The organism is Pseudomonas azadiae (genome assembly GCF_019145355.1).
Lineage (GTDB): Bacteria > Pseudomonadota > Gammaproteobacteria > Pseudomonadales > Pseudomonadaceae > Aquipseudomonas > Aquipseudomonas azadiae.
In genome coordinates, this window is the sequence record NZ_JAHSTY010000002.1 from 131,560 (window position 1) to 151,337 (window position 19,778).

A 19,778-nucleotide genomic window follows, 5' to 3' on the forward strand; every position below is an offset into this window, starting at 1 on the left:
GACTTCGGTCGCCCTTTTTTTTTGGCGAGATTTAATTAACGCCTCAGAACTTTTGTGGGAGCGGGCTTGCTCGCGAATGCGGTGGGTCAGTCGCACATGTATTGACTGACACTCTGCATTCGCGAGCAAGCCCGCTCCCACATTTTGATTTATGTCGGGTTTGAGACCTGCTGAGTCCATGCAATAAAAAAGGCGCGACCCTTGCGGATCGCACCTTTTTTGTGGCGGGCGGCTTATCAGCTGCCGAGTGCCATGGATGCCAACCAGAACAACCCGGCCGACAGGGCCACGGTGGCGGGCAGGGTCAGCACCCAGGCCATCAGGATGGTCTTCACGGTACCGCCTTGCAGGCCACTTTTGTTCGCGACCATGGTGCCGGCCACGCCCGAAGACAGCACGTGGGTAGTGGATACCGGCAGCGCGAAGATATTGGCAAAGCCAATCATGGTCGCGGTGGTGATCTGCGCCGACATGCCCTGGGCATAGGTCATGCCCTGCTTGCCGATTTTCTCACCGATCGTCAGTACCACGCGCTTCCAGCCCACCATGGTGCCCAGGCCCAACGCCAGTGCGACGGCCAGGATCACCCAGAACGGTGCGTATTCGGTGGTGGCAGTCAGGTCTTTGCGCAGTTTGTCGAGGTCGGACTTGTCACGCGCCGGCAAGCCTGGCAGTTTGCCGACTTTCTTCGCGGTGTCATCGAGGCAGAGCAAGTAGCGACGCACTTCGATACGATGATCGGCCGTCAGCGAATGGTAGTCGGAGACGCCTTTCAGGGTGCCCAGCAGCGCGTTGATGGTCGGTTCGGTCTGTTGCGGGTTGCAACGGAACTTGCCCGGCAGATCGTCCTGTACGCTTTTTCCCAGCGACAGGAACTCGCCGAGGGTCTCGTGGTTGCGCTGGTAGAACTGGTTCAAGTGCAAGGTGGCGTCGCGGGTACGTTCGATCTGGTAGGTGGTACTGCCCAGGTCCAGCACAAACTGCGCCGGCACGATACCGATCAGCACCAGCATGATCAGGCCGATGCCTTTCTGACCATCGTTGGAGCCGTGCACGAAACTCACGGCCATGGCGGAAATCACCAGCACCAGGCGGTTCCAGAACGGCGGGTGTTTCTTGTCGTCGAGCTTGCGGCGCTGGTCCGGGGTCTTGTGCATCTTGGACAGCGGGCGCCACCACTTCAAGCCGATCAGCACCAGGGCTGCGACCAGGAAGCCAGCCATTGGCGAGAACACCAGGGAAGCACCGATATCCACCGCTTTCTGCCAGTTAACGCCGTCAGCCAGGGGGATGTCGTTGATCAAGGCATTGGCCAGGCCGACACCGAGGATCGAGCCGATCAGGGTGTGGGAGCTGGAGGCGGGGATACCAAAGTACCAGGTGCCCAGGTTCCACGTGATCGCCGCCGCCAATAAGGAGAACACCATTGCCAGGCCATGGCCGGTGTTCACATTGATCAGCAACTCCACCGGCAGCAAGTGCACGATGGCGTAGGCGACACCGACACCACCGAGCAACACGCCAAGGAAGTTGAACACCCCCGAGAAGAACACGGCCAGGTGCGGCGGCATGGCTTTGGTATAGATGACTGTGGCCACCGCGTTAGCGGTGTCATGAAAGCCATTGATGAACTCGAAGGCGAGGACAAAGGCCAGGGCGAGCAATAGGCTCACTAGAACCCACGCATCCAGTCCGCTGAATAAATCGATCATGAAGGTTTTCTGACCCGGTCGTAAGGGGGCGCGATTATGCCAGAAAACCTCGGTAATCGATGCACTAGCTGCTCATCGGTCACATTCTTCCCCGGAAAAAAAACCTGGATCGGGGTGGATCCCCGTGTTTCCGGGGCCTTGGCAAGTCTTTGATTTATAAAGCGCAGGCAGATTGCGAGGGGTATTGTCACAAAAGCGTCACGCCTGAAACATTTGTATGAAATTTTACCGCAGGTGGTGCGATGCAAGGGAGCCGGCTGCTAGCTATGTGCTAGTAGCCGGACCCGGAACCTTGAGGATCCAAACCTGATCCGCTTATGGCTCCTCGGTCTTGAGTTCCTGTTCGATCTTTTGGATTTCCTGGGCAAATGCCTGGTCGAGGAGGCTGGCTCGCTTGCGCCATGGTTTGCGTTCAGGTTCAGGCTGGGCGGCGTAGGTGGTGACTTCCCCGCCGTAAACGTCCTTGTAACGTTGCTCCTGGCGCTCAAGTTCTGCGCGCAGTTCATCTTTCGTCACATTGTTACCTAATTGAGTTGAGTAAATACATTGCAGCGTTGTGCTGAAATGCGCCCACAGGCAGTCCCAAGTTGAGCGGTGGAAACGTTCAAGTTTGGAGTAAGCCGGGCGGCCACTTATTTAGTGCGGTCATTCCAAGCAATAGTTGCAACAGGCAATGCACGGCTTGTGCAGCGCTTCGCGAGTTCCGGTTCCGATAGTCATACCGGGCGGATCCATGCAAGCGTGCATTATAGCGAGGCATTTGAATAACACTATCTGCATAAAGTTAAAAACAGTCAACTTATGTGAGGGTCCTGTTTCGTAACACGCGGGATGATTGCGCGATTCCTGACGTCAAGCGTGCAACCGAGCTCACATTAATTCAGCGCGTTAATGTGAGTACGGTGCAGCGAGCCCACGCTTGGCGGCGTAAATTGCGATAATCGAATGACCGCCCGATAATCGCACGATGTGACCAGCCCTGCCTTGCGCGCGCAGGCCGACGCGTCTTGTAATAGAAGGCAAGCCTCCCCTGCGGTTGGCAATAAGACAAAGGATCCCGACATGAACGATCAATTGCGCAACTCTTTCGCGTCAGTGGCGCCGCCGATCGTCGCTTCTGCGGCCAAGCGTATCCAGGCCTTTACCGGTGATCCAGACTTCATGACCTCCCTGGCCCGTGGCCTGGCTGTGGTGCAGGCCTTCCAGGAACGCAAGCGCCACCTCACCATCGCCCAGATCAGCCACCGCACGGAAATCCCCCGCGCCGCCGTGCGCCGTTGCCTGCATACCTTGATCAAGCTCGGCTATGCCACCACCGACGGGCGTACCTATTCGCTGCTGCCCAAAGTCCTGACCCTAGGCCATGCCTACCTGTCGTCCACGCCACTGGCCGTGTCGGCCCAACCTTACCTGGACCGCATGAGCGAGCAGCTCCACGAGGCCTGCAACATGGCCACCCTTGAAGGCGACGACATCTTGTACATCGCCCGTTCGGCCACCACCCAGCGCCTGATTTCGGTGGACCTGTCGGTCGGCGGGCGGCTACCCGCCTATTGCACCTCCATGGGCCGCATTTTGCTTGCGGCGCTCGATGATGCCTCGCTGCAGGATTACCTCGACCACGCCGACCTGCAAACCAAGACGAGCCGCACCCTCACGACGACCGAGGCGCTGTTCGAATGCCTGCAACAGGTGCGTCAGCAGGGCTGGTGCATCGTCGACCAGGAACTTGAGCAAGGCCTGCGCTCCATTGCCGTGCCGGTGTACGACGCGTCGGGCCAGGTGTTGGCCGCGCTGAACGTGAGCACCCACGCCGGACGGGTCAGCCGCAGCGAACTGGAGCAACGCTTCCTGCCCAGCATGCTCAGTGCCAGCCGCGAGCTGAGTGCGCAGCTGTTCGCCTAAGCTGTTCGGTGACCGCACAGATCCTGGTCTGATCAATTGACGGTGTTTCCCCTGGCTTATTAATGTGCGGCAGCGCTGTGCGCGCCGCCCATAATAAATGACGGCCTCAGGCCATCAGCCCGCCATCGGTGTGGAAATAAAAATAATGAATCAGCCCTCTGTCGGTACCCCGTTGGATGTCCAGTCCTTCATCAACAACCAGCCCCTTTCGCGTTATCAGTGGCGCGTGGTGATCCTGTGTTTCCTGATTGTGTTCCTCGATGGCCTCGACACTGCCGCCATGGGCTTCATCGCGCCGGCGCTGTCCCAGGACTGGGGCATCGACCGCGCCAGCCTTGGCCCGGTGATGAGCGCCGCGTTGATCGGCATGGTCTTCGGCGCACTGGGCTCCGGCCCGCTGGCGGATCGCTTCGGGCGCAAAGGGGTACTGGTGGGCGCGGTGCTGGTGTTTGGCGCGTTCAGCCTGGCGTCCGCCTACAGCAGCAATGTCGACCAGTTGCTGGTACTGCGCTTCCTGACCGGGCTGGGCCTGGGGGCCGGCATGCCGAACGCGACGACGCTGCTGTCTGAATACACGCCCGAGCGCCACAAGTCGTTGCTGGTGACGAGCATGTTCTGCGGCTTCAACCTGGGCATGGCCGGCGGCGGGTTTGTTTCCGCCAAGCTGATCCCGGCGTTCGGCTGGCATAGCCTGCTGCTGATCGGCGGCGTCCTGCCGTTGATCCTGGCGGTGGTATTGCTGGTGTGGCTGCCGGAATCGGCGCGTTACCTGGTGGTGCGCAATCGGGGTACCGACAGGGTGCGCAAGGCCCTGTCACCCATCGAACCGTCCATTGTCGCCCAGGCCACCCATTTCAGCGTGCCCGAGCAAAAAACCGTCAAGGCCCGCAATGTGTTCGCGGTGATTTTCTCCGGTACCTACAGCGCCGGCACCTTGTTGCTGTGGCTCACTTACTTCATGGGCCTGGTGATCGTGTACCTGCTCACCAGTTGGCTCCCAACCCTGATGCGCGACAGCGGCGCCAGCATGGAGCAGGCCGCGTTTATCGGCGCATTGTTCCAGTTTGGTGGCGTCTTGAGCGCGGTGGGGGTGGGATGGGCGATGGATCGGTTCAACCCCCACAAAGTCATTGGCACTTTTTACCTGCTGGCTGGGGTGTTTGCCTACGCGGTGGGGCAGAGCCTGGGCAATATCACCGTGCTCGCGACCTTGGTGCTGATCGCCGGGATGTGCGTCAACGGTGCGCAGTCGGCCATGCCGTCTCTGGCTGCGCGCTTCTACCCGACCCAGGGCCGCGCCACCGGCGTGTCGTGGATGCTCGGCATCGGCCGTTTCGGCGCAATCCTCGGCGCGTGGATGGGCGCCACCTTGCTGGGCCTGGGCTGGAACTTCGAGCAGGTACTCACGGCGTTGGTGATACCGGCGGCATTGGCGACAGCAGCAGTCGTCATCAAAGGCATGGTCAGCCATGCCGATGCCACCTGAGGCGAGCGCAGCTCCCACCATTAGCCATGTTCGGCTGAATGATAGCCAGACAACAATCGGTTCGGTAATCGAACACTCAGTCGATTATCGGATTGTTTGGCTCATCCCTCCGGCTTAATCTCCAAGCACTTCGGCGCCACCTCAGCGCCTTTTTCGATCCACACCGGGAGTCCGAACCCCATGGCTGAAATTCTCGCGCTGCGTGACGCGGTGGAGCAATGTGTGAATGACGGCGACACCGTCGCGCTGGAAGGCTTCACCCATCTGATCCCTACGGCAGCGGGTCATGAAATCATTCGTCAGGGCAAGAAAGACCTGACGCTGGTGCGTATGACACCTGACCTGATCTACGACCAGTTGATCGGTGCCGGTTGCGCTCGCAAGCTGATTTTCTCCTGGGGCGGCAACCCGGGCGTGGGCTCCCTGCATCGGCTGCGCGACGCGGTCGAGAAGCAGTGGCCGCAGCCGCTGGACATTGAAGAACACAGCCACGCCGACCTGGCCAATGCCTACGTCGCCGGCGCGTCGGGCCTGCCGTTCGCCGTACTGCGTGCCTACGCGGGCTCCGACCTGCCCAAGGTCAACCCGCTGATCAAGACCGTGACCTGCCCGTTCACCGGCGAAGTGCTGGCGGCGGTGCCGTCGGTGCGCCCGGATGTCACGGTGATCCACGCACAAAAGGCCGACCGCAAAGGCAACGTATTGCTCTGGGGCATCCTGGGTGTGCAAAAGGAAGCGGCGCTGGCCGCCAAGCGCTGCATCGTTACCGTCGAAGAGATCGTCGATGACCTCAACGCGCCGATGAACAGCTGCGTGTTGCCGACGTGGGCCCTGACTGCGGTGTGCCATGTTCCCGGTGGTGCGCATCCGTCCTACGCCCACGGCTACAACGAACGTGACAACCGCTTCTACCAGGCGTGGGATCCGATTGCCCGCGACCGTGGGACCTTTACCGCCTGGATCGATGAATACATCCACGGCACCGCCGACTTCACTGAATTCCAGGCCAAGCTGGCCAGCGCGCAGGAGGCCAAGTAATGGCTTACTCGACCCATGAAATGATGACCGTCGCCGCCGCGCGCCGCCTCAAGAATGGCGCCGTATGCTTTGTCGGCATCGGCCTGCCGTCCAAGGCGGCGAACCTGGCGCGCCTGACCTCGTCGCCGGACGTCGTGCTGATCTACGAGTCCGGCCCGATTGGCGCCAAGCCATCGGTGCTGCCACTGTCCATCGGCGACGGCGAACTGGCGGAAACCGCTGACACCGTCGTGCCCACCGGTGAGATCTTTCGCTACTGGCTGCAGGGCGGGCGCATTGACGTGGGCTTTCTCGGCGCGGCCCAGGTTGACCGCTTCGGCAACATCAACACCACCGTGGTCGGTGATTACCACCAGCCCAAGGTGCGTCTTCCGGGTGCCGGTGGCGCGCCGGAGATCGCAGGTTCCGCCAAGAGCGTGCTGATAATCCTCAAGCAGTCGGTGCGTTCGTTTGTCGACAAACTCGACTTCGTCACCTCGGTGGGCCACGGCGAGGGCGGCGACTCGCGCAAACGCCTGGGCCTGCCGGGTGCCGGGCCGGTCGGAATTATTACCGACCTGTGCATCATGGAGCCGGAAGAGGGCACCCATGAGTTCGTGGTCACTGCGCTGCACCCTGGCGTGACCCGAGAACACGTGGTGGCCGCCACTGGCTGGGCGATTCGTTTTGCCGACCAGGTCCAGACCACCGCCGAACCGACTGACGTTGAGCTGACCGCCTTGCGTGACCTTGAAGCACGCACCGCAGCCGCCCATGGCCAAGCGCCCGGAGAAGCCTGATGCGTGATGTGTTTATCTGCGATGCCATTCGTACGCCCATCGGCCGTTTCGGCGGTGGCCTGTCCACCGTGCGCGCCGATGACCTGGCGGCCCTGCCGATCAAAGCGCTGATCGAGCGCAACCCGTCGGTGGACTGGACCGCGGTCGACGAAGTGTTCCTCGGCTGCGCCAACCAGGCCGGTGAAGACAACCGCAACGTGGCGCGCATGGCGCTGTTGCTGGCCGGCCTGCCGCAGAACGTTCCGGGCGTGACCCTCAATCGGTTGTGCGCCTCGGGCATGGACGCCATCGGCACGGCTTTTCGCGCCATTGCCAGCGGCGAGATGGAGCTGGCGATTGCCGGTGGCGTCGAGTCGATGTCCCGCGCGCCGTTCGTGATGGGCAAGGCCGACGCAGCGTTTTCGCGCAACATGAAACTGGAAGACACCACCATCGGCTGGCGGTTTATCAACCCGTTGATGAAGGCGCAGTACGGCGTGGACGCGATGCCGCAGACTGGCGACAACGTCGCCGACGATTACATTATCTCCCGTGCCGACCAGGACGCCTTCGCCCTGCGCAGCCAGCAACGCGCCGCTGCCGCGCAAGCTGCGGGCTTTTTCGCCGAGGAAATCGTGCCGGTGCGGGTGGCCCATAAAAAAGGCGAAACCGTGGTGGAGCACGATGAGCATCCGCGGGACACCAGCCTGGAAGCCCTCGCCAGACTAAAACCGGTCAACGGTTCCGACAAGACCGTCACCGCCGGCAATGCCTCGGGGGTGAATGACGGCGCGGCGGCGCTGATCCTGGCGTCCGCCGAAGCCGTCAAGCAGCATGGCCTGACTGCCCGCGCCCGCGTATTGGGCATGGCCAGCGCCGCTGTCGCGCCGCGCGTGATGGGCATCGGCCCGGTGCCGGCGGTGCGCAAACTGGTGGAGCGCCTTGGCCTGGCGGTCACCGACTTTGACGTGATCGAACTCAACGAAGCCTTCGCCAGCCAAGGCCTGGCAGTGCTGCGTGAACTGGGCATCGCCGATGACGCGCCGCAGGTCAACCCAAACGGCGGTGCCATTGCCCTTGGCCACCCGCTGGGCATGAGTGGCGCGCGCCTGGTGCTGACCGCCCTGCATCAGCTTGAAAAAACCGGCGGCCGCAAAGGTCTGGCGACCATGTGCGTGGGTGTCGGCCAAGGCCTGGCCCTGGCGATCGAACGCGTCTAAGTCTAATAAGAGAGGATTGCTCCATGAGTGACAAGCCCGGATACCGGCGCCCGCAAGCGGGCACTCAACCGGATTACCTGCACCCGGCCTACCAGTCGACGAACCTGCGTTCGCCGTCCAAGCCCTTGGTATTCCTGCCGCATTCCTTGTCGGAAATCACCGGCCCGACCATAGGTGCCGAGCGTATCAATGCGTCGGATAATGACCTGACCGCCCAGCATGACGGCGAGCCCCAGGGCGAACGCATCATCATTCACGGCCGTGTGCTGGACGAAAACGGCCTGCCGGTCCCCGGCATCCTGGTGGAGATCTGGCAGGCCAATGCCGCCGGCCGCTACAACCACCCGCGTGACCTGCACGACGCGCCGCTGGACCCCAACTTCACCGGCACCGGTCGCACCGTCACCGACGCCGAGGGTTGGTACCAGTTCCAGACCATCAAGCCCGGCGCCTACCCGTGGGGCAATCACCCCAATGCGTGGCGCCCGGCGCATATCCACTTCTCGCTGTTCGGGCCGAGCGTTTTGACGCGGCTGGTCACGCAGATGTACTTCCCCGGCGACCCGCTGCTGGCCTACGACCCGATCTACAACTGCGTGCCGGACACCTCGGCCAAGGAACGTTTGATCGCCCGTTTCGACTTGGAAAAAACCATTCCTTCCTATGCCCTTGGCTACCGCTGGGACATCGTCCTGCGCGGCCGCGACGCCACGCCGATGGAGAAATGAGATGACACTCAACGCGACCACATCCCACACCGTCGGGCCGTATTACCACATCGGCCTGACCTGGCTGAACCGCGAAGACTTGACTGTGGCCGCCACCCTTGGCGAACGCGTGGCGATCAGCGGGCAGGTGGTGGATGGCAACGGCGACGTGGTCAACGACGCCATGTTGGAGGTCTGGCAGGCCAACGCCGCCGGCAAGTATGACCACCCGGAAGATGAGCAGGACCAGGCGCTGGACCCGAATTTTGACGGGTTCGGCCGCGTGCCGGTGGATGCAAAAGGGCGGTTTCGCTTTACCACCATCAAGCCGGGCGCCGTGCCGGGATTGAAGGGCACGACCCAGGCGCCGCACCTGGTGGTGCTGGTGTTTGCGCGGGGGCTGGTGAAACATTTGCTGACGCGGATTTATTTTGACGGCGAAGCGTTGAATGGGGATGACCCGTTGTTGGCGTGTGTGCCTGGCGAACGCCGTGGCACCTTGATTGCAAAGCAGGGTACGGACGGTCTGTATCAGTGGAATGTGGTTTTGCAAGGAACAGATAAGGAAACGGTATTTTTCGATTACTGAGTTGGCCGTGAAGGCCCTATCGCAGGCAAGCCAGCTCCCACATTTTACGGTGTTCACAAATCAAAATGTGGGAGCTGGCTTGCCTGCGATGAGGCCCTCCCAGTCGATGCATACCCATAAGTCTGCTTGCGGAACGAGCTTGTTGCAAAGTATGTCTAGGCTATAACCGTTCCCACTGAGTAAAAACCATGACAACAAAAACCAGTCATTACACCGGAGAAGAACGCAGCAAGCGGATTTTTGCCATCGTCGGCGCGTCCTCCGGCAACCTCGTCGAATGGTTCGACTTCTACGTCTACGCCTTCTGCGCCATCTATTTTGCCCCGGCGTTTTTCCCCTCGGATAACCCCACCGTCCAATTGGTGAACACCGCTGGTGTGTTCGCCGCCGGGTTCCTGATGCGGCCCATCGGCGGCTGGCTGTTCGGTCGAGTCGCCGACAAGCACGGTCGCAAGAACTCCATGATGATTTCGGTGCTGATGATGTGCGCCGGGTCCCTGGTGATCGCCTTTCTGCCGACCTACAACGACATCGGCGTGTGGGCACCGATCCTGCTGTTGATCGCACGTCTGTTCCAGGGCTTGTCGGTGGGCGGCGAGTACGGCACCACTGCGACCTACATGAGCGAAGTGGCGCTCAAGGGCCAGCGCGGTTTCTTCGCCTCGTTCCAGTACGTGACCCTGATCGGCGGCCAGTTGCTGGCGGTGTTGGTGGTGGTGATCCTGCAACAGATTCTCACCGAAGAAGAACTGCGGGCATGGGGCTGGCGGATTCCGTTCGTGATCGGCGCCGTCGCTGCGGTGATTTCCCTGCTGCTGCGGCGCACGCTGAAAGAAACCACCAGCAAGGAAATGCGCGAAGACAAGGACGCCGGCAGCATCGCCGCGCTGTTTCGCGACCACAAGGCCGCGTTCATCACCGTGCTGGGTTATACCGCCGGCGGTTCGCTGATTTTCTATACCTTCACTACCTACATGCAGAAGTACCTGGTCAACACCGTGGGCATGCATGCCAAGACCTCGAGCTACATCATGACCGGCGCCTTGTTTCTCTACATGTGCATGCAGCCGCTGTTCGGCATGTTGGCGGACAAGATCGGCCGGCGTGACTCGATGTTGTGGTTTGCAGGCCTCGGCACCTTGTTTACCGTGCCGATCCTGCTGACCCTGAAAACCGTCAGCAACCCGTTCCTGGCCTTTGTGCTGATCACCCTGGCGCTGGCGATTGTCAGCTTCTATACCTCTATCAGCGGCCTGGTCAAAGCGGAAATGTTTCCGCCCCAGGTGCGTGCCTTGGGCGTGGGCCTGGCGTATGCGGTGGCCAACGCGATCTTTGGCGGTTCGGCGGAGTTCGTCGCGTTGAGCCTCAAGTCCATCGGCATGGAAAACAGCTTTTACTGGTACGTCACGGCGATGATGGCGATCGCTTTCCTGTTCAGCTTGCGCTTGCCGAAACAGGCGGCGTACTTGCACCACGATCTGTAAGGGATGAGCTATGACACTGCGCACGAGCAACCAATTGTTCGACGCTTACTTCACGGCCGACAGCATGGCGCAGGTGTTCTGCGACCAAGGACGCCTGCAGGGCATGCTCGATTTTGAGGCGGGGTTGGCCCGGGCGCAGGCCCAGGCCGGGCTGATTCCCCAGGCCGCCGTGGCACCGATTGCCCAGGCGTGCCTGGCGTCGTTGTACGACGTGGATGCCCTCGGCGTGGCGATCGCTGCGGCGGGGAACTCCGCGATCCCATTGGTGAAGGCGCTGGGCAAGTTGATTGCCGCTGAAGACGCCGACGCGGAGCGCTATGTGCATCTGGGCGCGACCAGCCAGGATGTGATGGACACCGGCCTGGTGCTGCAAGCGCGGCGGGCGGTGGAACTGATCGAAGCGGACCTCGAGCGCCTGGGCAACGTCCTCGCCGCCCAGGCCCAGCGTTATGCCAGTATGCCGCTGGCCGGACGGACTTGGCTGCAACACGCAACGCCGGTCACCCTGGGGATGAAAATCGCCGGTTGGCTGGGCGCGGTAACGCGCAGTCGCCAGCGCCTGAAAGAACTTAAGCCGCGCCTGCTGGTGCTGCAATTTGGCGGGGCATCCGGCACCCTCGCAGCGCTCGGCGAGCAGGCCATGCCGGTGGCCGAGGCGCTGGCAAAAGAGCTGCAGCTGACCTTGCCCGAACAACCCTGGCACACCCAGCGCGATCGCCTGGTGGAGTTCGCCAGTGTGCTCGGGCTGATCGCCGGTAGCCTCGGCAAACTGGGGCGTGATATCAGCCTGCTGATGCAGACCGAAGCGGCGGAAGTGTTCGAGCCGTCGGCGCCGGGCAAGGGCGGGTCGTCCACCATGCCGCACAAACGCAACCCGGTGGGCGCGGCGGTGCTGATCAGCGCCGCCACCCGTGTGCCGGGCCTGGTGGCGACGATGTTCAGCGCCATGCCCCAGGAACACGAGCGCAGCCTGGGGTTGTGGCATGCCGAATGGGAAACCCTGCCGCAGATTTGCCGCCTGGTATCCGGCGCATTGCAACAGGCGTTGCTGGCCAGCGAAGGCTTGGAACTCGACCCGCAGCGCATGGCGCAAAACCTCGACCTGACCCAGGGCCTGGTGTTGGCTGAAGCGGTCAGCAGCGTGCTTGCCCAGCGCCTGGGCCGTGAAACCGCGCACCACTTGCTGGAGCAATGCTGCAAGCGCGCCGTCGCAGAGGGGCGGCACCTGCGCGCGGTATTGGCCGATGAACCGCAAGTCACCGCCGAACTGTCGGCGGCTGAGCTGGACCACTTGCTCGACCCCGCGCACTACCTGGGCCAGGCGCAAACCTGGGTGACGCGTGCCGTGACTGAACATTTCGCGTTGACTGCCTGAGGAGACCACCGTGGCATTCGTACAACTCGCCGAAGGCGAACTGCATTACCAACTGGACGGCCCTGTGGATGCGCCGGTGCTGGTGCTTTCCAACTCGCTGGGCACCGACCTGCACATGTGGGACATCCAGATCCCGGCGTTCACCCGGCACTTTCGTGTGCTGCGCCTGGACACCCGGGGCCATGGCAAATCCCTGGTCACGCCGGGGCCGTACAGCATCGAGCAACTGGGTCGCGATGTGATCGCTCTGCTGGATGCGCTGGGGATTGCGCGCGCGCACTTCTGCGGCTTGTCCATGGGCGGCTTGATCGGCCAATGGCTGGGGATCAACGCGGGCCAGCGCCTGCACCGCCTGGTGGTGTGCAACACCGCTGCCAGAATCGGCACGCCCGAGGTGTGGAACCCGCGTATCGAGACGGTGCTGCGCGACGGCGCAGCGGCAATGGTGGCCCTGCGCGATGCGTCGATTGCACGTTGGTTCACCGCCGACTTTGCTGCGGCTAACCCGCATCAGGCCAGGCAAATCACCGATATGCTCGCAACGACGTCACCCGAGGGGTACGCCGCCAATTGCGCGGCGGTGCGTGACGCCGATTTCCGTGAGCAGTTGGCCTCGATCAAGGTGCCGACCTTGGTGGTTGCCGGCACTGAAGATGCCGTGACACCGCCGGCCGGCGGCCACTTTATCCAGAACCATGTGCGGGGAGCGCAATACGCCGAGTTCTATGCGGCGCACCTGTCCAACGTCCAGGCCGGGGCTGCGTTCAGCGACCGTGTGCTGGACTTCCTGCTGGACTGCTGAGGAGCTTTTCGTGGACGAGAAACAACGTTACGCCGACGGCCTGCAAGTGCGCCGCGAAGTGCTGGGTGACGCCCATGTCGACCGCAGCCTCAACGCCCTGACCGAATTCAACGGCGAGTTCCAGGAAATGATCACCCGCCATGCCTGGGGCGACATCTGGACCCGCCCCGGATTGCCCCGGCACACCCGCAGCCTGATTACCATCGCCATGCTGATCGGCATGAACCGCAACGACGAACTCAAGCTGCACCTGCGCGCCGCCGCCAGCAACGGCGTGACCCGTGCCGAGATCAAGGAAGTGCTGATGCAGAGCGCGATCTACTGCGGTATTCCGGCGGCGAATGCGACGTTTCACTTGGCCGAGTCGGTGTGGGATGAGCTGGGCGTGGAGTCGCGGCAGCAGACCTGAACCTGAAATGCGATCAAATGTGGGAGCTGGCTTGCCTGCGATAGCCATAGGTATCTACACAACGTTGGCTTGACGCTTAAACCCCAGTAAATAAGGCTGTTGTGGCGAGCGGGCTTGCCCCGCGTTGGGCTGCGAAGCAGCCCCAGTAAGCAGAACGCGGTGTATCAGATGCCTCGCGGAGGCTGATTTTGGGGCTGCTACGCAGCCCAACGCGGGGCAAGCCCGCTCGCCACAGAGAGGTTCGCCAGCCTCTGATAGTTGTGTAGATACCTATGGCTATCGCAGGCAAGCCAGCTCCCACAGGAGATCAGATCTTCCTGCACCGGGAATCAGTGCGAGTCGGCATCCCACACCCAGTTCCACACGCCCGGCAGGTTTACCTCTTCAGTCACATCCTTCACCGTCCGCGCCAGCGCGGCGCGCTGAAGCCCGGCGGTGTCGGTGTAGAACGGTTCGGCGGCGGTTTTCAGGCTGTTGACTTGCGCGCTGTCCAGCAGGATCTGCAAGTACTCCTGCATATGGATCGCGGTGTAGCGGTTGATGTCGTGGAAGGTCACCACAACTGGAATCACCCCGTCCACGGTTGGCAATTCGCCCAGGGCGATACGCTCGCGCACCACCGACAGTTGCCGATACAGGTTGGCGCGGCGGCGTGGGCTGGCGTTGAAGCCCCAGATCTTGCCATCATTGGCGCTCAAGTCGGTCAACAATACTTGCATGCCATGGCGCTGGTAAGCGGCGAAGGTACGGCGGTCGTAGTTCCAGAAAGGTGGACGGACCAGCAGGGGCGGGCTGCCAGTGATCGCGGCAAGGTCGGCCGCGCCCTGGGTGAGGGTGCGCTCCAGTTCGGCGTCGTTCAGCCAGCGGTGGTTGGTATGGAACGCGGTGGCGGTGTGGAACGCCAGGATATGCCCGCCGGCGTATTCACGCTCCATGGTCTTGCGCCCGCGGGCACTGCCGCCGGAGCGCGCGGCTTCGGTCTGCAGGAAAAACACCGCCTTGATCCCCGGCAGCACCGGGTTCCGCGCCAGGTCAGCGACCACCGAACGGCTCGGGTTGTTGTAGCCCGAGGCACTGGGGCCGTCATCGAAGGTCAGCAAGAAACGGATCGGCGCCTGGGCCTGCAGGCGCTGCTCGGTCTGTGCTGTCAGCGCAATGGGCGAACCGGTGCAGCCACTAAGGATCAAGGCGAGGGCAAGCCCTGCGAATGCGATGGCAAGGTATTTCATGGTGGGCGCGGGCTCGAGTGAAGGCCGCTGCTGTCTGGATCAGCAGCGGCAGGCGCGCACCATACCGCAAGACGGAGGCTGTGAGGTTACCGGCTGACAAACGAGCGCCGGCAGCGATCAGTCAACGTATTGGCTGCGCAGCGGCGTGCCCATTTCTTCATGCAAGGCGTTTTCAGTGAGGGCTTTGGGGTTGGGCGTAGACGCTGGCGTAGTGGGCAGACCCGCGGCTTGAAGTTCGCTGTTGGACGTCTCGTAGAGCTTGCCATCAAGCGTCTCGATGGTCGAACCCGCCAAGGAAGTGCCATGACCTGCGTTATAGGCGTGCACCATTTCGTGATAGAGCGCCGTGATCGGCGAATAAGTCACGCCTGCCAATACGTCCAGGTGGGAGCGGTTGTAAACGATTTCAGCTCGGTCAGCGCGTGACCCCGGCACGCCGTCGACCATAAAACCCCACTTGGGGTCGTCGCCGACTATGGGCGCGCGTTCGTATTGCAGCAATGTCTTGAGTGCCTGGCTGCCATAGATGTAGCCGCTGCCCGTATCCACCAGATCCTCCACAATGGTTACCGGCGCGCCGTTACGTTGGGCCAGCGCATTCATCTCGGCAAGCATTTGCTTGCCATGTGGCGAGCTGCGCAGCAAGGCCAGGTCGTCTTCAACCCGTTGGATAAATTCGGCCGAGCCCTTTATCACAAAGCCTTCGAGCGGCGACGGGTCGGCCGAATCGCCGGCTTGCGCGTAGATCAGGTCGCCAGGACGATTGGCGATCACCGTGTCGTGACCCGTGCCGGTATAGAAGGTATTGCGGTCGTGACCCACCAAGCGATCATCACCGTCGCCGCCGTGCAACACGGTATGGCCGTTGCCGGCATACAGACGGTCATTGCCGTTACCGCCATCCAGGTAGCTCGTTTTAGTTTTTGTCCCCCCACCTGCGTAGAGACGGTCGTTGCCGTTGTTGCCATAAAGAACGTTATCGCCGCTGCCGCCGAAGATCAGGTCATCGCCGTCGTTGCCTTCGGCGTAGCCCACGCCGCTGCCAAAGCGCAGGACGTCATTACCCTTGCCACCAAACAGGCGCGTATAACCACCACCGGCGTGCACTCGGTCGTCGCCATCCCCGGCATCCACCGTGATGGGCTGAGTCACGTTGGCGTCAATGCGAAGAGTGTCGTTACCGTCGTGAGTCTTGAAGTGGAAAGTGAGTGGCTTGCCTTCTCCATCGTTGCTGTCGAAACGATACAGCTGACCGTTGATCTGAACATTCAATTGATCGGGACGTGTCTGGCTGATATGAACTTGATCCGCCTTGTTACCTGTTTCAAGAATCAGACTGTTGATCACGCTGTAGGAGATGTCCAGTTCCCACACCGACTGGCCGCTGGCTTTCAAATTGCCGTCATCCAGAAAGAGATGACGGTGAGCTAGAACCGGATTGTCGGGCGTGAGTGCCGGCCGAGGACGCTGGGCAGGGGTGTAGTGGCTGTTGTTGAAGACCGTGGGCGGTGCGGTCGTCGAACTGTGGGCGCCAACAGGCGGGGTGGGGGGCGAGAGTGTAAAACGGTTTGAACCGTCCATGTGTAATCCCTATCGGAGGGCCAGGTGTTGACCCTGTCTCTTGGAGTTGGCCGGACGCGTCGAATGGTTCCTTGATAGATGTAATGGAGTTTTACGCAGGTGACCTGTTCGCCGGGCGCTGGCGCCCGGCACGCGGGGCTAGCGCTTGGGCAAGTCCAAGTGGGTCCAGGGCACTTGCGGCAAGTAGTGTTGCGCAGCAACGATCAATGCCACCATCACCACCAGGAACACCGCTTGCCAGGGGCTCCAGAATGCCCAGTGCAGGCCGTTCAGCCACGGGTAGCTTTCGCTGAACTTCTGGCTCATGTGGCCGATGCGTTTTTTGTGCAACAGGCTGATCAGGATCATGCCGGCGTAGGTCACCATGCCCAGCACGCCGAGCATCAAGCCGCAGGCTATGAGCATGATCACCTGCGGCACACCGTGGCGTATGACCAGCCAGTAGTCATTGGGGTTGAGCCGCTTGGGAATCAAATACTGGGTCAGCCACACATCCTGGACCCGATAGGTTGAGCTCATTGCGGCCCATTGCTGAGTGACGCGAAAGCCAACCCCCGCCGGCAGGAGGGCCATGAGCATAAAAATGACCAGCGACATCCCGTCCAGGTTGTCGGGTTTATCGTGGGCGATGCTCAGGCCCAATCCCAACGCGAACACGGCCCACAGCCGGATAAGCACTTGGGTATAAATTGGCCGCGGCACGTATTTGCGCCAGAAGAACAGGTCGGTCTGGGGCAGCCGCTCAGCCAGCTGCGGGTAGCGCCAGGTCAGGGTTTCAGCCAGGTACCGGCAGGCGTTCCACTCGTTTTCGCCAAAGCCGTCGATCATGCGTTTCTGCTGGGTGGCACTCATCGGCGTCAGCAACAAGCGCGCGGCCAGGGCGTCGGCTGACATGCGCCGTTTATCCTGGGCCTTGTCTTGCAGGTGAGCGTAGAAACTTTCCTGCTCACAGCGCGACACCAGCTCGCGCCACATCCAGGCCGGTTCCGGGTATACGCCTTTCTGGTCGTCCCAGCCGAACACCTGGCACACCCGCTCGAACAGTGGCACGCTCCAGGTGGTGTCGTGGAGCAACTGCAGGATAAGACGTTGCCACTGCTGTTGCAGGTCGAACACCCGCAGCCAGGGTTGGTTGTTGTAGTGCGTGAGTTCCGTGACGAACTCGCGCTCGGCCTTTTGCTCCAGCAGCGCCTGCAAACTGCGACGGTAGTCCTGCAGCAGCTCGCCGCTGAGCACATCGTGCTGCCACGGCGTCATGGCGACCTGTTGCCAGGGCGTCAGCCATTCCAGGTGGTTCACTGCCCAACGGGCTATCGCAACGCGCTCGCCCGGATGATCGAAGCAATGACGCAACAAGCCCGCCTGGTAGGCCTCGGTGCAATCCTGTTGAATGGCCAAGACCCAGCGCTCGATGAAGTTACTGGCGTTGAGGCCACTGAGCAGTGCCTGCGCGGGGTCAGGCTTGGGCGCTTCCACGGCGGCAGGTTGCAGGACGCTGACGTCCATCAGCTCCGCGAGATCGTTGAGGTTGGCGTAGGCGGGTTCGGCAAGTGGCGTTACAGCGACGGGTTGTTCCTCTTCAGCGTCGGCTCGCCAGCGCGCGTGGGCCAGTGCTTCTTCATAGGCTTCGCGCAGTCGCTGGAAGCCTGCCGCGTCGTCATCCGGCCGGCAGTTTTTGAGCAGGCGCGCATAGCTGCGCTTGATGGTGCGCTCGTCGGCGTTTTCCGGCAGTTGCAGCAGGGTCCAACATTCCATGTCGTGGTCTCTCAGCGCCAGAACCCGTTGTCGAGTTGCTCAAGTTGACGGGTCAGTTCACTGCGCGCTTCGCGAATGCGCCGTTCATCCTGGGTGTCGAGCACTTGCTGGAACTGCCCGGCCCAATGCCCAAGCTGCTCGCGAAGCTCACCCAGGCTTTCCTGATAGAGCCGTTCCAGGCGTGCAATGAGCACGGTGTTGACCTGCTGGTCGCGCGGGTGAACCTTCAACAGCGCCAAGGCTTGCAGGCGTTGCTGGATTTGATCCGGGCTAAGCACGCCAGGGGTGTTCTCGATGACCAGCGAGTGCTGCTCGCCGGTCAGCGGAATACTCACCTGGGCTTCCAACAGGCCGTTGTTGTCGTAAGTGAAGCGCACATCCAGCGAGACTTCGCCGGCCTTGCGCTTGGGCACGGGAATGTCCAGTTGGCCCAACTCGATGTTGTCTTTGACCAGGCGGCTTTCACCCTGGTAGATCTTCAGCAGTACGCGCTGCTGGTCATCATGCAAGGTGACCACACTTTTGACCCGGCTCACCGGCACGCTGCTGTTGCGCTCGATCAACGGCAGGTAGTGGCCGCTCTCGATATGGCTGCCGTACTGGTTCGAGGTTTCGATGCCCAGGGTGTAGGGGCACACGTCGGTCAGCACCACTTCTTCGAGTGCGGCGCAGCGAGCCTTGAGCGCAGCCTGGATCGCGGCGCCGTGGGCGACCACTTGGTCCGGGTCGAGGCTGATGGAGGGGAAGCGTCCGAACAGACCGGCGGCGAGTTTGCGCACCAGCGGCATGCGCGTGGTGCCGCCCACCAGCAGGATTTCATCGAGGTCGCCGACCCGAATCCGCGCATCACGCAGGGCCCGTTCGATGGGCGCGCGCAGGCGTTCGAGCAACGGCGTGTAGAGCTTGGTCAGTTCCTGTTGGGTGATGGTTTTCACCCATTGCTGGCCGTCGACGCGCAGGGCGAAGTCGGCGCTGTCGTCCTGCCCAAGGGCCTTGCGCACGCGCTCGGCTTCGCGGCGCAGGGCTTGCAGCACGCTGCGGGTGGGCGGGAAACCCTGGGCATTGCGCTGGCTGTCAACGAAGTGCTCCAGCAACAAGGTGTCGAAGTCTTCGCCACCGAGGAAGTTGTCGCCCGCGCTGGCGCGGACTTCCATCACGCCGTCGAACAGCTCGATGATCGACACGTCGAACGTACCACCACCCAGGTCGAAGACCAGGAACGAGGTCTCCTTGTCGCGCTGATGCAGGCCGTAGGCGAGGGCGGCGGCCGTGGGTTCGTTGATCAGCTTTTCGACGTTGAGCCCGGCCAGTTCACCGGCGATGCGCGTGGCCTTGCGCTGTCCGTCGCTGAAGTAGGCGGGCACGCTGATCACGGCTTCGATGACGGCCTGGCCGTAGGTGCGCTCGATGTCTTCCTTGAGGCTTTTGAGCACCAGCGCGGACAGTTCTTCCGGACGGAACGAGCGGTCGCCCAAGCGCACTTCGGTGGCGCTGCCCATGTAGCGCTTGAACAGCGAAGTGGTCAGGTGCGGATGGGTGTGCAGGCGCTCTTTGGCGGCCTGGCCTACCAGGACACGGCCTTGATCATCCAGCCCGACCACGCTTGGGGTCAGCAACTGGCCAAGGGCATTGGGCACCATTTCGGCGGCATCACCGCGCCAGACGGCCGCGAGGCTGTTAGTGGTCCCCAGGTCGATTCCTACGATCATTACGACAAGCTCCCTCTGT

General features: G+C 62.0%; 17 protein-coding genes. 11 read left to right on the forward strand and 6 right to left on the reverse strand.

Going from position 1 to position 19,778, the window contains the following annotated elements:
- Positions 1–236: 236 nt before the first annotated feature.
- Together KVG91_RS16950 and KVG91_RS16955 are read right to left on the reverse strand one after the other, a co-directional pair.
- Positions 237–1,712 (reverse strand): inorganic phosphate transporter, encoded by a 1,476-nt coding sequence (locus tag KVG91_RS16950; RefSeq protein ID WP_169378654.1) that lies wholly within the window; start codon positions 1,710–1,712, stop codon positions 237–239.
- 315 nt (positions 1,713–2,027) lie between these two features.
- Positions 2,028–2,228: a hypothetical protein gene (locus tag KVG91_RS16955; protein WP_003189295.1), complete on the reverse strand. Its 201-nt coding sequence runs from the start codon at positions 2,226–2,228 to the stop codon at positions 2,028–2,030.
- A 546-nt stretch (positions 2,229–2,774) separates the two neighbouring features.
- Here KVG91_RS16955 and pcaR point away from each other — a divergent pair.
- From pcaR to pcaC, 11 genes are all read left to right on the forward strand, one after another.
- Entirely contained in the window at positions 2,775–3,617 is an 843-nt protein-coding gene (gene pcaR, locus KVG91_RS16960) for a pca regulon transcriptional regulator PcaR (RefSeq protein WP_169378653.1), read from the forward strand.
- A gap of 145 nt (positions 3,618–3,762) precedes the next feature.
- The gene (locus tag KVG91_RS16965) at positions 3,763–5,103 is read left to right on the forward strand and encodes an MFS transporter (RefSeq protein WP_169378652.1); all 1,341 of its coding nucleotides are present in this window, start codon (positions 3,763–3,765) and stop codon (positions 5,101–5,103) included.
- Positions 5,104–5,283: 180 nt separating this feature from the next.
- Complete coding sequence (locus KVG91_RS16970; protein WP_169378651.1) at positions 5,284–6,141, forward strand: CoA transferase subunit A; 858 nt, start codon at positions 5,284–5,286, stop codon at positions 6,139–6,141.
- Positions 6,141–6,920, forward strand: a complete 780-nt coding sequence (locus KVG91_RS16975; RefSeq protein ID WP_169378650.1) for a CoA-transferase subunit beta — start codon at positions 6,141–6,143, stop codon at positions 6,918–6,920. The genes KVG91_RS16970 and KVG91_RS16975 overlap by 1 nt, the downstream gene beginning before the upstream one ends.
- Positions 6,917–8,119, forward strand: a complete 1,203-nt coding sequence (pcaF, locus tag KVG91_RS16980) for a 3-oxoadipyl-CoA thiolase (protein ID WP_178115312.1) — start codon at positions 6,917–6,919, stop codon at positions 8,117–8,119. Before KVG91_RS16975 ends, pcaF begins: the two co-directional genes overlap by 4 nt.
- Before the next feature lie 23 nt (positions 8,120–8,142).
- Entirely contained in the window at positions 8,143–8,847 is a 705-nt protein-coding gene (gene pcaH, locus KVG91_RS16985; RefSeq protein WP_169378648.1) for a protocatechuate 3,4-dioxygenase subunit beta, read from the forward strand.
- A 1-nt stretch (position 8,848) separates the two neighbouring features.
- Positions 8,849–9,415, forward strand: coding sequence for a protocatechuate 3,4-dioxygenase subunit alpha (pcaG, locus tag KVG91_RS16990; RefSeq protein ID WP_169378647.1), 567 nt, complete (start codon positions 8,849–8,851; stop codon positions 9,413–9,415).
- Between the two features lie 188 nt (positions 9,416–9,603).
- Positions 9,604–10,899: an MFS family transporter gene (locus KVG91_RS16995; RefSeq protein WP_169378646.1), complete on the forward strand. Its 1,296-nt coding sequence runs from the start codon at positions 9,604–9,606 to the stop codon at positions 10,897–10,899.
- Between the two features lie 10 nt (positions 10,900–10,909).
- The gene (locus KVG91_RS17000) at positions 10,910–12,274 is read left to right on the forward strand and encodes a 3-carboxy-cis,cis-muconate cycloisomerase (protein WP_169378645.1); all 1,365 of its coding nucleotides are present in this window, start codon (positions 10,910–10,912) and stop codon (positions 12,272–12,274) included.
- Between the two features lie 10 nt (positions 12,275–12,284).
- On the forward strand, positions 12,285–13,076 hold the full coding sequence (gene pcaD / locus KVG91_RS17005) for a 3-oxoadipate enol-lactonase (protein ID WP_169378644.1): 792 nt from the start codon (positions 12,285–12,287) through the stop codon (positions 13,074–13,076).
- A gap of 10 nt (positions 13,077–13,086) precedes the next feature.
- Positions 13,087–13,485, forward strand: coding sequence for a 4-carboxymuconolactone decarboxylase (gene pcaC / locus KVG91_RS17010; RefSeq protein ID WP_169378643.1), 399 nt, complete (start codon positions 13,087–13,089; stop codon positions 13,483–13,485).
- 329 nt (positions 13,486–13,814) lie between these two features.
- On the opposite strand, the gene KVG91_RS17015 is transcribed toward pcaC, so the two are convergent.
- The 4 genes from KVG91_RS17015 to KVG91_RS17030 all read right to left on the reverse strand — a co-directional run bounded on the left by KVG91_RS17015 (position 13,815) and on the right by KVG91_RS17030 (position 19,759).
- On the reverse strand, positions 13,815–14,714 hold the full coding sequence (locus KVG91_RS17015) for a polysaccharide deacetylase family protein (RefSeq protein WP_169378642.1): 900 nt from the start codon (positions 14,712–14,714) through the stop codon (positions 13,815–13,817).
- 117 nt (positions 14,715–14,831) lie between these two features.
- Positions 14,832–16,295: a M91 family zinc metallopeptidase gene (locus KVG91_RS27820; protein ID WP_169378641.1), complete on the reverse strand. Its 1,464-nt coding sequence runs from the start codon at positions 16,293–16,295 to the stop codon at positions 14,832–14,834.
- Between the two features lie 138 nt (positions 16,296–16,433).
- A complete protein-coding gene (locus tag KVG91_RS17025; RefSeq protein WP_169378640.1) occupies positions 16,434–18,050 on the reverse strand; it encodes a J domain-containing protein in 1,617 nt (538 codons plus the stop codon).
- Positions 18,051–18,061: 11 nt separating this feature from the next.
- On the reverse strand, positions 18,062–19,759 hold the full coding sequence (locus KVG91_RS17030; protein ID WP_169378639.1) for a molecular chaperone HscC: 1,698 nt from the start codon (positions 19,757–19,759) through the stop codon (positions 18,062–18,064).
- Positions 19,760–19,778: the final 19 nt, after the last annotated feature.

Coding starts and splice junctions, on each gene's coding strand:
- KVG91_RS17000 (WP_169378645.1), top strand. CDS start 10,910: ATGACACTGCGCACGAGCAACCAATTGTTCGACGCTTACTTCACGGCC.
- KVG91_RS27820 (WP_169378641.1), bottom strand. CDS start 16,295: ATGGACGGTTCAAACCGTTTTACACTCTCGCCCCCCACCCCGCCTGTT.
- KVG91_RS17025 (WP_169378640.1), bottom strand. CDS start 18,050: ATGGAATGTTGGACCCTGCTGCAACTGCCGGAAAACGCCGACGAGCGC.
- KVG91_RS16965 (WP_169378652.1), top strand. CDS start 3,763: ATGAATCAGCCCTCTGTCGGTACCCCGTTGGATGTCCAGTCCTTCATC.
- KVG91_RS16970 (WP_169378651.1), top strand. CDS start 5,284: ATGGCTGAAATTCTCGCGCTGCGTGACGCGGTGGAGCAATGTGTGAAT.
- pcaR (WP_169378653.1), top strand. CDS start 2,775: ATGAACGATCAATTGCGCAACTCTTTCGCGTCAGTGGCGCCGCCGATC.
- KVG91_RS17030 (WP_169378639.1), bottom strand. CDS start 19,759: ATGATCGTAGGAATCGACCTGGGGACCACTAACAGCCTCGCGGCCGTC.
- KVG91_RS16975 (WP_169378650.1), top strand. CDS start 6,141: ATGGCTTACTCGACCCATGAAATGATGACCGTCGCCGCCGCGCGCCGC.
- KVG91_RS17015 (WP_169378642.1), bottom strand. CDS start 14,714: ATGAAATACCTTGCCATCGCATTCGCAGGGCTTGCCCTCGCCTTGATC.
- KVG91_RS16995 (WP_169378646.1), top strand. CDS start 9,604: ATGACAACAAAAACCAGTCATTACACCGGAGAAGAACGCAGCAAGCGG.
- pcaH (WP_169378648.1), top strand. CDS start 8,143: ATGAGTGACAAGCCCGGATACCGGCGCCCGCAAGCGGGCACTCAACCG.
- KVG91_RS16950 (WP_169378654.1), bottom strand. CDS start 1,712: ATGATCGATTTATTCAGCGGACTGGATGCGTGGGTTCTAGTGAGCCTA.
- pcaG (WP_169378647.1), top strand. CDS start 8,849: ATGACACTCAACGCGACCACATCCCACACCGTCGGGCCGTATTACCAC.